10 protein-coding genes are annotated in these 13,044 nt (G+C 48.3%); 1 reads left to right on the plus strand and 9 read right to left on the minus strand.

What is annotated here, in order from left to right:
- Positions 1-636 precede the first annotated feature (636 nt).
- The gene (gene hpt / locus BN54_RS03695; RefSeq protein ID WP_019205800.1) at positions 637-1,173 is read left to right on the plus strand and encodes a hypoxanthine phosphoribosyltransferase; all 537 of its coding nucleotides are present in this window, start codon (positions 637-639) and stop codon (positions 1,171-1,173) included.
- Positions 1,174-1,310: 137 nt separating this feature from the next.
- Here the strand turns inward: hpt and BN54_RS03700 are convergent, their stop codons facing one another.
- From BN54_RS03700 to ftsY, 9 genes are all read right to left on the minus strand, one after another.
- A complete protein-coding gene (locus tag BN54_RS03700) occupies positions 1,311-2,171 on the minus strand; it encodes a GGDEF domain-containing protein (RefSeq protein WP_019205801.1) in 861 nt (286 codons plus the stop codon).
- Positions 2,158-4,227, minus strand: coding sequence for a cellulose biosynthesis cyclic di-GMP-binding regulatory protein BcsB (locus BN54_RS03705; RefSeq protein ID WP_019205802.1), 2,070 nt, complete (start codon positions 4,225-4,227; stop codon positions 2,158-2,160). Before BN54_RS03705 ends, BN54_RS03700 begins: the two co-directional genes overlap by 14 nt.
- Complete coding sequence (locus BN54_RS03710) at positions 4,227-5,474, minus strand: glycosyltransferase family 2 protein (protein WP_019205803.1); 1,248 nt, start codon at positions 5,472-5,474, stop codon at positions 4,227-4,229. The genes BN54_RS03705 and BN54_RS03710 overlap by 1 nt, the downstream gene beginning before the upstream one ends.
- 8 nt (positions 5,475-5,482) lie before the next feature.
- Positions 5,483-7,051 (minus strand): hypothetical protein, encoded by a 1,569-nt coding sequence (locus BN54_RS03715; RefSeq protein WP_235720472.1) that lies wholly within the window; start codon positions 7,049-7,051, stop codon positions 5,483-5,485.
- Positions 7,048-8,508, minus strand: coding sequence for a glycan biosynthesis hexose transferase WsfD (gene wsfD / locus BN54_RS03720; RefSeq protein WP_040469716.1), 1,461 nt, complete (start codon positions 8,506-8,508; stop codon positions 7,048-7,050). Before wsfD ends, BN54_RS03715 begins: the two co-directional genes overlap by 4 nt.
- Positions 8,509-8,519: 11 nt before the next feature.
- On the minus strand, positions 8,520-9,575 hold the full coding sequence (locus tag BN54_RS03725) for a hypothetical protein (protein WP_019205806.1): 1,056 nt from the start codon (positions 9,573-9,575) through the stop codon (positions 8,520-8,522).
- Between the two features lie 169 nt (positions 9,576-9,744).
- Positions 9,745-11,193 (minus strand): signal recognition particle protein, encoded by a 1,449-nt coding sequence (gene ffh / locus BN54_RS03730; protein ID WP_019205807.1) that lies wholly within the window; start codon positions 11,191-11,193, stop codon positions 9,745-9,747.
- Between the two features lie 5 nt (positions 11,194-11,198).
- On the minus strand, positions 11,199-11,540 hold the full coding sequence (locus BN54_RS03735; RefSeq protein WP_019205808.1) for a putative DNA-binding protein: 342 nt from the start codon (positions 11,538-11,540) through the stop codon (positions 11,199-11,201).
- 34 nt (positions 11,541-11,574) lie between these two features.
- Entirely contained in the window at positions 11,575-13,044 is a 1,470-nt protein-coding gene (gene ftsY / locus BN54_RS03740) for a signal recognition particle-docking protein FtsY (protein ID WP_019205809.1), read from the minus strand.

The following is a 13,044-nucleotide window of genomic DNA, read 5'->3' on the forward strand; positions in this document are numbered from 1 at the left end:
TCAACATTATAATTAGTAGCTACAACCCCTTTTCTCGTCCGTCTAAAATTCTCCCCTCGCTCTGCCAACCATGCTCAGCGATGCTTGATGCTTGGTTCGCTTCTCATATTCCCTCCACTAATTGATTCTTCATCATGAAATCACCCTCAGAGTTGTATTATCAGCTCTGAGGGCACCATTATTATTGTGTAGTTTTTCTTTTCCAGTTAAAGCGGTGGTTCATCCCAATCTAACTCCCCACCAAAAAATCTGCTGGTACAAATCTTCCTAGTCGTCATCTTGGTACTGGACTTGCAATTCAGCTAACATTACCGCCAGTTGCGGATCCTTTTTAGCCAGCTTTTCTTGTTGCTTTCACAAAGTTACCAAACGGACCCGCCGCCATTGAAGCCCGCCTGCGCGCGGCCCACTGGCCCTTTGCGACCACCGGCGAGCAAATTGTCACCACCGACCCGAATGGTAGCCAGGTCACCATCCAAGCCCAATGATTAACGTTTTGCCGGGTCAACCCCGAAAAAGTTGGCGTTTTTCTCCCCTTTTTACCGCGATTATGTTAAAATCCAACTATCAAACAGCCTAGTTACTTTAAAATTGTTCGGTTTTTCCGAACGTTATTTGGGAGGAACACCACTAATTATGAATCCTGACATTGAAAAAATCTTGTACGACCAAGCCCAAGTCGAAGCCCGGATCGATGCCCTGGCGGAAACGTTAACCCAGCGCTACCAAGACCAATTCCCGGTCGTCGTGCCGGTAATGACCGGAGCGATGATCTTTGCCTCGCTCCTACTCCAACGGCTGGATTTCAAACTGAACATTGACTACGTCGACGTCTCCAGTTATGAAGACAACGCCGAATCTTCGGGCCGGGTCCGCTTGTTGCGGGACCTCTCCCACGACGTGACCGACCGGCCGGTCTTGATCGTCGAAGACATCATCGATACCGGCTACACCCTCAAATTCCTGGACCAACTCTTTGCCAGCCGGGGCGCCAAGAGCATTGCCACTTGCGCCCTCTTGGATAAACCCAGCCGCCGGGAAGTGGCAGTGGACGCCGCTTATATCGGCTTTGAAGTCCCGAATGAATTCATTGTCGGCTACGGGCTGGATTACAACGGTCTGTATCGCAACCTCCCCTACATCGGCGTCTTAAAGCGGTCGATTTACGAATAGAATAAACTTAGCTTTTCGACTAAAACTTAGAAAACAACAACAAAAAGCGCTAGAAATCACCGTTTCAGTCACGTGGTTTCTAACGCTTTTTAATTTTTAAGCCTTTTTTCCAGCCGCTGTTTCAATTATTTAGTAAGTTAGACGTCGTATTGTACGACCCGTTGGGCTGCGGCGATAAATTCACTGATGTTAGCAATTTTATCCGGATCGTATTCGACCACCCCAATTGAAATTTGGATCTCATACTCCCCGAGTTCCTCATCCGCTTGAAGCAACTCTGTAACGCGTTGCTTAATTCGATCCATTGCACGCATGGCGCCCTCATAATCGGCAAAGAGCAGCACTGCCCACTGGGGAGTACCCCCAATTCCTTCGAGGCTATAGACAATATCATTATTGCGAAAGCCATCCGCCAAGATTTTTGACAAGCGTTTCACCAGGTGGTGTTGTTGCTCGGTCGTCAGCAAGTTCATAATTTGGCGAAAATAACGAATCGAAATGATCCCAGTCGCCACCGGAATTGCAAAGCGCTTATGAGTTTCAATAAAGACTTCCGCATCCTGCCGGTAGGAACGCATCGTCCGCAAATCCGTTTCGCTGTTATAACCAAGGCTACGTGCATTAGCTTCCTTTAACCGCTGATTTTCATCTTGCAAGTCGCGCAAGTTGTTGGTCATTAAATGTATCAAAACCGACCATAGCAAGGGCAAAAAAAGCCACCCAATTAACCACAAGTTGAGTTCTTGTCCTAACACTACGTCCGCGTATAACACATAACTCCCCTGAACAAAGATAAACAGCAAATTAAAAATCAACCCGGCCAACAAGCCCACAAAATAAGTGACCAGCACTAAAAAACAAGTAATCGCCAGAAATACGCAGTTTAAAATCATCAGATTAGCTGAAATCCCCACGAAGATGGCTGTCATGATTGAACAAGCTAATAACAAGATGATGTAAATATCAGCACTTAAACTATAGTTTTTATCGTTGCTCATCCTTTTTACCCTTTCTCAGCAAATTGTTTTTCCACAAAATCATAAAAATCGCTGCGACTAGCAAAGCCATAAACAAGCTGGCAATCACTAGGTAGCCGATCAACTTGGTGTTTTTGCGAATGGTTTGTTTCAGTGCCACGTGCTTGTTTAGCGTCGCGTGCTTTTTAAACCGGTAATTGTAGATATTATTGTCTTGATCAACCACAATCGTATCCCCACCATGCTCAACGATCGTCTTTTGGTAATTGATTTGGGTTGAAGCCAAGTAAACATCCTTCGGTGTCATCCCCGTGACGACCAATAGTCCTCGTTTGGGATTGTAGGGGGAGCGCAAAAGCTGGGCCGTGCCAATTGTCTTCCCGTAGTCTGATTCAATACTTAATTTTTCGTTTGAAATAAAGTGGGTGAACCGCGCATTAAAGCGGAAATACAATTGATCATTCAAGCGCTTGATCATTGCATTTTGTCCCGGGGTTCCCAGAACAATCACATTACTGTTCTTCAAGGTCGTGTGATCAGGTTGGTGTTGATAAAATTTAATTTGGCCCGTATTGCTCTTGGTATAAATCCCGATCAAATTAAAAAGATTGGACAAGGCTTCAAAATCATCAGTAGTCATGGTTTGGGGTCTGACCACTGCTAAATGATCGTAGGTATTATTTTTAATGAACAGACTCGGGTAATTGGAAAAAAGCAGCGTGTTCTTTTCCATCGCATGAACAAAGATTTTGGAAGTCGGATTAATCGCCGCCCACGGACTCTCGGTATTGTCTGATTTGGTAATTTGGCGTGGCTCGAGGTCAAAGGCGACCCGCACGGAAAAACCACTGCCGATCTTCAGGTTAGCAGGCAGCTTAAAGGTCAGCTCATCATTATCGGCCCGCTCGGCCCTTAACTTGTAGCTGCCAATGTTGCGATTATTGATGTAGACCGTTACCAATGAATTATTAAAGTTCAAGTTTTTGGCGTACTTCAGGCTTAACCGGACCTTGCTGCCATAGGCATTGCTTTGACTGGCTGGTAAAGCAACAAAGAAGGTTTCTTCATGGTGACCGCTCCCGCTTAGGGTTACCCCTTGGGTAGTCAACTGGCGACTGCCATCATAGTGTAAACTGGACATATAAGTCGCTGTCTTGGCACTTACGTATTTTACCGGCTTTTTGGTCTCGGTCATCAACTCCGTATTCGCCATAAAGCGAGTCGCTTTTTGCAACATTTGATCATCCAGGGCCGTAATGATCAAGGTGTACTTATCTTTGGCATACACTAATTTCAGCCCGCCCCGGTGCTTTAATTTGGCGACTGAAAATTCGTGTTGGTAGCGTTTAGGAAGATGATCATACGTAGCAATTACGACCCGGTACGGAGCGGCTTTGACCCGCCCATCATTATCGGGCAAGATCCGAACTTGGTCCGTGTCCGTTGCAATTGTCCTGGTGACACCGGTCAAAGCATAGGTTGCAGCGGCCAATTCACCATCACTAGGCTGCTTGGGCACGGCAATGACCGATTGCCCAAAGGAAATAGTGTCAGCCCCGGAAAAGTGATTATAAAAGGACTTTAAATTGTAGTCAGGCTGCTTTAAATTGTATTGAAAATTAACGTTTGAGGCTTGATAAAGGGTCAACCAGTTCGCCGGCGTTTGCACGCTAACAGCGCTTTTGCCCGCCTTATTTAAAATTTGGCCGTAAATTTTGAGATTGTTGGACCCCTTGATCAAATTAAGCGGAATGTCAATTGTCTTGGTTTGCACCCCATCCTTTACTTCAGGCCGAAAGGAATAAAATTTTACCCCATTAATGGCCACCGTAATATCTGACGTTTGATCGTCAGCAATTTGTGAAACCTGGTAACTTAAATTCAGCGAAGCCTTCTTCACGTCCCAATAATCAATTTTGGTAAAATATGTGTTGGCCGCGACCGACTTTCCCGATAAGGTTTGCGTGGTATTTTGAAAGGGCTGTGTATAGCTCTTTAAATCATCAGCGTTAGCTTGCCCGCCCCACGCACTCAGCAAGCCAAACGTGGTTAATATCATAATCAGTAATTTCTTCACTATTCATACCTCTGTGTCTTATACCATTTTGCTTTTTTATGAAAAATTTGTTCCTGCAGATACATCAGCATCCCGTAAAAGGCCACGGCCAACCACATTTGACTGTAGACCAAGTACATCACCACGATCAGCAACAGGTTTGATAGCGTCATTTCCCCTTTTTCCGTGGTGATCGTAATAAAAGTTCCTAGAACAAATAAAACAATCGCAAAAAACCACAGCCAATTACTAAAACCATTGATCGACGTATGGAGCAAGCCCGAGACCGACAGGATAAAGACGGTATCGGAAATTACCAATGACGTCATCAATAAAAAGTAGATTGACAAAAAATACATTAAGTCAAATCGAATGGCCTTACTCTTGGGATCGCCCAGCAATTTCAGATTCTTTAAAATTACGTAGATGTTTCCCTTCACCCACCTGGTTCGTTGATGAAACCAGACTAGCAACGTTTGAGGTTCTTGTTCCCAAGTCACCGCAGCCGGTTGGAAATTAATATGATAGCCCATCAAATACGTCCGAAAACTGATTTCCGTGTCCTCGGCCAAGGCTTTCACGTCCCAACCACCAATTTTTTCCAGTAAACTGCGACGAATCACAAAATTGGTGCCGGGAATCGTGCAAAGATTAAACAACTGCTTGCGCCCAGCCTGGGCCATCCATTGGAAAGAGAGGGTTTCGATGTTGATAAAGCGGGTTAACAAGGTCGCATTTTTGTTCCGCGTCCTAAATTTACCAATTACCGCTCCCGCTTTGGGATCGGCCAACAATTCAGCTACTAAAATCCGTAACGCCGGTTTTTCCGGGGTGTTGTCAGCATCATACACTGCAATGACTGACCCCTTCGCTGCTTGCAGCCCAATGTTTAAGGCGTTGGACTTCCCCTTTCCCCCGTTTGTTTGGTCCGTATTGATTACGGTTAACTGGCGGTTAGGGTCCTTGGCTTGAAGCTCGGCCAATAGTGCCGCCGAATTATCCGAAGAATTATCATTAATGACGATAATTTCGTAGCGCTCAGGTGGATAATCCAAGGCTAGCAATGCCCTGACGGTCCTCACAATCACAATTCCTTCGTTATGCGCCGGCACCAGGATGCTGACAAATGGCGGGACGGCAGGTAAGTGGGCGTGGACTTTCATCGTGAGGTATTTTACGTACCCCGCAAAGATCAATACGACGTTTACCGCTAAAATGGTCCAAATCGAAAAAATGCTGATAAATAACAATAAATCGACTAGTGACAATTTTCTTCCTACTTTCTCTTAAACTTTGCCCAATAAGCTTTGCGCCCTAGATAAATCAAGACCCCAAAGCCCAGCAAGGTTACCAAAATAAAGGCCATTAAGAACTTACCTTGATAGAATAAAATCAAGTTCAAACCAGTTTCGTGAGCCTGAGACCGTGCCGAATGCTTTGGTACCGGCGCGGCATCGCTGATATTTTGTGGCTCCCCGTTTACAAAATAGGTCCCCGCATGATAGGTCAATTTCAGCTTAGCAAAAGTCATGGTTCTGGTCTTTGTCTCGGTCGCTGGGTTTTCCCAGTCTAAATTGGCATTTAAAACGCTCTTTTTCACCTGGCGCAACTCCGCTTGGGTCCGGGGGAGTTTAACGTTTAAGGCAATTGGCACCGCATAGGATTGTGCCGCTTTGGTTAAAGCGACCGTGGTCTTTGCTTTGGCTAACCCATTTAACGACATGACATAATAAGCCCGGTCAAAGGATCGACTGAAATTCGTGCGCTGCACCTGCGGGTAAGTCTTCGGGTTGGGCAACAATAACACATTGGTCGCGGCCTTTAGCCCCACCTTGCCCAAAACTCGGTCTTGATTCCAATGGTTGGGAGCGGCTAACCCAGTTGGGTAGACCCCACTTTTAACCATTAACTGCAGGCGCTCACTCATCGTCGCCCTTAAATTAGCCGCGGTAATTTCTTTTCCCGTGTATGAATACAAGTACGGTACGCGCATAAAGACCAGGCCGTTTTTTAGCTCCGCCAGTCGCAACGCATACATATATTTCTGGTAAGCAAACTGATTGGTGTTAGTCTCCACGTTAGTTGCGCTAAGAGCAAACGGAATATTATTGCGGTCCAATGCCGTCACCAATTGATTAAGGTAGTGCAAGTTACTGGTTGGGGTCACATTATTGATTACCAACAGCGGCCGGTTTTCGGCTTGTGGATTAAAGAGGTCCGCCAACAACTTTGCCTCACAGCTCACTGCCAAGCCATTTGTGCGCCAAAACGGCAAGAAGGCATTTTGCCCCACCTTCACGCCGTAGGGCAGGATCTTTTGCTGCCCTACGTTTTGGGTATTTAATTGCCCATATTCATCACGCTGCGCCCCACCGGCTAAGTATTCCATCCGATCGGTATAGGGCAACTGTTCGGTAATTTTATGTGTCGTTAGGGTCAATTGCTGCCGAATCAGCATTCCCTTTTTAGCGTGGAGGTCAGCTAATTCATTGGCCTGTAAATTCGGTCCAATGTGCAGCTTGACACCACTAAAGTGCGCCCGATCAGTATTAAACCGCGGATTGCTTAACCCGGCGGCTGGCCAATTAATCAAAGTGACTACCCCGCGGTAAGCCGCATCATTCAGCTCCCCTTGCCGGTAATTGGCAAGCCGGACAGTCTTAACCGCTAAACCATCCGCTGTCAACATTCGTTGCACGGAATCGATCGTCTTGGTACCGTCATAATAAACATTGGCACTGTCATAGACCAATAACACTGGTCGCTGATCAGCCGCGTGCACCACCGGTTGGCACAGCAAGCTGACTACAATCGCCACCCATATCGATAACCATCGTTTTCTCACTGTTGTTCCTCCCTTGCCGGATGCCAAAAATTATGATGCAAGACATCTGCAATGATTTGTAAAAACATCAGGTTCAATGCTAAAGGCACAATCAATAAGTGCTTAGCCAAGTCGGCATCCCCATCACCAACCACCGCGGTAATAAAGGTTCCAATAATCATGGTGGCATAGCCAATCATCATGAAGGCCTTAATGGCCGCTTCCGTTTCGTTGCTTTTAATTCCAATGACAAAAATGATGGTATAGATGATCGCCAAGACCACGCATAAGGTCAAATAAAACGCAAACTTCTTCGGAAAAAACGCCTTCATGATGGCACCGAATAGTGTAAAGTATTGTACTTGCTGGTGCGGCTTGGCCCCGGAGTCCTTCGTAAAGTCCCCAACCGCCTTAATCTGCACCAAATAACCGTCCCGGGCAGCCACATCTAACATCTCGTCAAATTGTTGGTGATGTGTTAAGTAGTACTTTAAAATCCAAGCAAAATTATACTGGGGGATAAAATCTGCTGTAATATTCTTGGACTTGACGGAAGTGGCAGCGTACGTTTGGGTGTAAATATCCCCCTTAAGCAAACCGTATTGGCGCGAAAGCCCACCTTTTTCCAACGAATTACCTGGATCAGCTTCCTTTAGCAAGACCCCTCGCGTCATTGACTGGTAACTGTTAATGTTGCTGAATTGATCAGTAATCATAACGTAAGTTGCCAGTCCGGTCCCTAGTAAAGCCAAACAAATCAACGGGGCAACCCAACGCGCCAATTTATCGCGATACACAAAACCCAGGCCGACAGTCACGACCACTAAGCTCAAAGCCAACGGGGCATTTTGCTGCTTAACCGTAATCAAGGCCACGGCCGCCAAAAAGTACCCCACCAGCAAGCTCCACCGGCGGGTAAATTGTTTTTTCATTATCAACAATAAGGTAGCCGTAATGTACATCATGGCAATAATCATTACTGATTCGGCAAAGAACGAGTTAAAATACAGCGTCAATGATGAATCTGCAAAAACAAAGACCACGAGCAAGGCGATGACATAATCAACCAGTTGCCGCTTGGTACGGTCCGTCAAGGCCAAAGTGAGTAAATAGATCCCTCCCAGGTAAAAGCCATAATAAACCAGTCCCATAAAGCGAAGATCAAAAACCGTCCGGCTGTAAAACAATTTATTGAGCCCGATCGCCATTTTGACAAACAGCCCTTGGGACGAAAACAGCATTGCAACGTGCTCGTTATAGTACTGAAATAAGCCATAGTGTTGGGTTAGATAAGTGGTATACTGATAATTTTTCGGATCTAAGGGGTAGATCCCGTTAATATAGATCACCCGGGCAAAGTCACCGTTATCAGCATAGCCATTAATGGGGGTAATGAATAATAAATACCCTACTATCGCTGCCGCTAACAGGCAGGCTAGTAGGGGTGGCGAAACTCTTCGTCTCAATTGTTCGATCATTTTTCACATTCCTATTGATTCAAGGCGACTAACGCCGTTAGTTCATTAAATGAATATACTTGTTTGGTTTGCGGATCACCAAAGCTTCCATAAAGTGGAGAATTTTGATCAGTTACTTGCATTGTCAACAAAACTTTTTCGGCCGCGGTGCTTAATTGTTGATCGTGCACCGTTTGACCGATCATCAACGCCAAGGCATAGTTGGCGGCCGCAGTATCATGATTTTTAGCTTGCCCCGTCAACGAGTACGCATTATACAACGTTTGAGTTGCCACCCGTTGCTTAAGCCAGTTCAAACTGTCCGATGGTAATTTTCCCACTTCCGCTAGGTGCAAAAAAGTAATCAGCAACTGGGGGGTAACCAATTGCGCTTGGCTGTAGTGACCAGTTTTCAACTGGTAGCTTTGGTAATACAATGGCACACGATGACTGATTTTCCCCGCCGTCACAACTCGTACGGCTTTTCGGTAACTCTTTTGATCCAACCGCCGTAAAACCGCCAGATCCTGGTAGCATAAAGTCACCGTCTGATTATGGCTATGAGTCGTTAAACTATACATATCCGTCAGCAACCCCGCTTGCTTGACTTGACTGCTCAAGCCTTGGTACAAGCGCTTAATCTCCGTTTGGTACTTCGTAGTGTGATTGATATCATCGTACTTGAGCAATGCCGCAATAATCCGCAAATCATCGATCGTAGCATTGACTTGGTACTTCCTCGGATGATGCGGATCAAAGCGATACAAAAAGACTGATTGCCGGTAAAAGGTCCGCTTGGTCTGCTTATAGAAAGCTTGAAACTTACGCTTTTGCTTTGTCTGCGCCAAGTATTGTAAATAATAGCCAGCAGATTCACTTAAATACTGATGCCCGGTAGCTACCGAATCATCGGCATTGCTAGTGGCCAAGTAATTAGTATAAATCCCATCTTTACCGGTCATTTTGTGCTCAATGAATTGAACCAAAGCCTGGTTGGAGTTAACTGAAGCAGCCACTGCTGGAATTGCAACGTTAATCAGCAGCAGACCGCTCAACATCAGCAACAGACCGCGCCAAAATTTTCGCACACCTTACACTTCCTTTGCTGTAATTTTTCCGCAATTATCCCCACCGGCCAGCCCGGGCTCCGTGAAGTATTAAACCTGAAGCGGTGCTGACTGCTTCCTTCACAATTCTTTCATAAGCAGTACTTATTCAGTGTACAAAAAAAGCGGCTGCCTGAGCAACCGCTAACTCTTATTTCTTCTTGCGACGGGCCTTACGCAAGGCCTTCAGCCGCTTTTGCTTGTTCTTTTTCATTTGCCGGGCCATTTGGTTCATCGCCATTTGGCCCATCTTGCCGCCGGGCATTTGGCCGCCCATCATGTTTTGCAACCCGCTGAAGTTCCCGTTGGTGACCTGCTTCATCATCTTGCGCATCTGATTGAATTGCTTAATCATGCGGTTGACTTCAACAATTGGTCGCCCGGCCCCGGCGGCTAAGCGCCGGCGCCGACTTGGGTTCATCAGATCTGGATTCTCCCGTTCAGCCGGCGTCATCGAGAGGATGATCGCTTTGATGTGGGCAAACTGCTTGGGATCCAGGTTCACATTTTGCAAGGCGGGGTTGTTAGCCATCCCCGGAATCATCTTCAAGAGGTTTTCCATCGGCCCCATCTTGGTCAGTTGGTCCATCTGGGCTAAAAAGTCATTGTAGTCGAAGGTGTTTTCCCGCATCTTCTCCATCGTGGCCTGGGCTTGTTCCTCATCGAAATTCTTTTGCGCCTTTTCGATCAGGGAAAGCATGTCCCCCATCCCGAGGATCCGCGAAGCCATCCGGTCGGGGTGAAAGACATCAAGATCTTCCATCTTTTCCCCTTCCCCGACAAACTTAATCGGCTTACCAGTCACGGCCCGAATCGACATGGCAGCCCCACCCCGGGTGTCACCATCTAACTTGGTCAGAACCACCCCGGTAATGTCGAGCTTATCATTGAACCCTTCGGCGGTATTGACCGCGTTTTGCCCGGTCATCGCGTCGACGACCAGCAGAATTTCATTCGGGTTGGTCAAGGCTTTGATTTGGGCCAGTTCGTCCATCAGCTTTTCATCGATTTGCAGCCGCCCGGCCGTATCGATTAAAACGTAATCATTGTGGTTGGCCGCCGCTTGGGCCATCCCGTCCTTAACAATTTGGACTGGATCAACATCGGTGCCTTCTTCAAAGACCGGCACGTCAATTGTCGCCGCCACTTGTTGCAATTGCGTAATTGCGGCGGGCCGGTACACGTCGGCGGCAATCATCAACGGCCGCGCGTTTTCTTCGTCCTTTAACTTCTTCGCCAGCTTCCCCGCTGTGGTCGTCTTCCCGGCCCCTTGGAGCCCGACCATCATGATGACGGTCGGAATGTGGGGTGCCTTAGCCAGGGGCGTCGCCGTTTCCCCCATCATTTGGGTCAACTCTTCGTTAACAATCTTGACGATTTGTTGGGCGGGGTTCAAGCCCTTTAAGACTTCGGCCCCCGTGGCCTTTTCCCGGACCTTCTTGACGAAGTCCTTGACAACGGCAAAATTGACGTCGGCTTCCAGGAGGGCCAAGCGAATTTCGCGCATCGTTTCACGCAGGTCGGCCTCCGTCACCTTCGGCTTCTTGCGCAGTTTTTCCATCGCCTTTTGGAGGCGTTCGGTTAATCCTTCAAATGCCATTTGAGTTACTCCTCTTCTAAGGTTTCCATCTGAGCGACCAGCGCATTGAGCTGCTCGTCAGCGGGGTAGTGGGTCTTAACGTAGGCTTGGAGGGCATCAAATTGCCGGTTGCGGGCTTGATAATCCGCCAGCAGACCCAACTTTGCTTCATAGGCGGCCAGAATTTTTTCCGTCCGCTTGATATTATCATAAACTGCTTGGCGCGAAACCCCAAATTCTTCGGCAATTTCGCCCAGCGAGTAGTCATCGACGTAATAGAGTTCCAAATAATCATTCTGCTTTTTCGTCAGCAGGGGTTGATAAAACGCAAAGAGGGCGTTAACCCGTTCATTTTTTTCCAACTCCATTTTCCGACCACCCTTTCTGCCCGGTTGTTCCGAACTACTTAGTCGTGACCAAGCCCTTAAACAAGCCGTAGACAAATTCCGCGGGATCAAAGACTTGCAAGTCATCAACCTTTTCTCCTAAGCCCACGTACTTGACCGGCAGGTGCAATTCATTGCGAATTGCCAAAACGATCCCCCCGCGGGCCGTCCCGTCCAGTTTGGTCAGGACAATCCCGGTCACATCCGTGCTTTCCTTAAAGAGCTTGGCTTGGTTTAAGGCGTTTTGCCCCGTCGTGGAATCCAAGACCAGCAGCACTTCATGCGGCGCGGCCGGAATTTCGCGGGTCAAAATCTTCTTCATCTTGGCCAATTCGTTCATCAAGTTGACCTTGTTTTGCAGCCGGCCGGCCGTATCGACCAGCAAGATATCATAGTTGGCTTCCTTGGCCCGCTTCACGCCGTCAAAGACCACGGCGGCCGGATCGCCCTTTTCGGGTCCGGTCACAATGTCGACGCCATCGCGTTCGGCCCACACGGCCAGCTGTTCAGTGGCCCCAGCCCGGAAGGTATCGGCGGCCACTAAGAGGACCTTCTTGCCGTCTTGCTTGAAGGCGGCCGCCATCTTCCCGATCGTGGTCGTCTTCCCGGCCCCATTGACCCCGACAAACATGATCACCGTCGGTCCTTCTGGCGCCATTTGCAGGCCGGTTTGCTCATCTTGGCCCGCCGCTTCGTACAGTTCCACCATCTTTTCGATGATCACGTTAGAAACGTCCTGTTTGGTCTTGGCGTTTTGCAACTTCACTTCTTCGCGCAGGGCATCTGAGAGTTGTTGGGTCATTTCAAAGCCCACGTCCGATTCAATCAGCAAGTCTTCCAAGTCTTCAAAGAAATCTTCGTCGACGTGCCGGAAATTAGCCAAGAACTTGTTCAACCGCGCTCCAAACCCAGACCGCGACTTGGCCAACCCCTTTTCATATTTGTCATCAGCCGGTTCTGCCGCCGGGGCAGGCTCAGTGGACGCGGAAGGCTCTTCGGTTGCTGCTGCTTCATCCGCGCTTTTTGGAGCCGGGGCCGCGGAGCTTTCCGCCGCTCCTGACTCAATCCCAACTTCGGCTGGTTCCGGTTTAACGGCCGCGCTTGCGGCCGCCGGCGTGGTATCGCTGGCATCAGCAGTGGCACTGGCCGTCGGCTCCTCATTGACCGGCGCGGCCGATGTCACGATTTCCGGGGCTGGAACCTGCGCCGTTGCCTTAGGCGTTGCGGCAGGTTCTTCCGGTCCATCATCCTCCGCCGCCGGTTGGGGTTCAGCCGACTCAGAGGCTGATTCAGCCACCGGTTGCGGTTCGTCGGCCTCCACCGGCGCAGGTGCTGACGACTCGCTGACAGCCTCACTGACCGGATTGGCACTGCTAGTGGGTGTTGGAGCACCACTTTGTTCACTTTCCTCACTGGTTGGCGCTGCGACTGGTTGTTCCGGCTCGGCTGGTTGCTTCTTCCGCCGGAAAATATCAAATAATCCCAT

It is taken from the genome of Limosilactobacillus ingluviei str. Autruche 4, assembly GCF_000312405.1.
GTDB classification, from domain to species: Bacteria; Bacillota; Bacilli; order Lactobacillales; family Lactobacillaceae; genus Limosilactobacillus; species Limosilactobacillus ingluviei.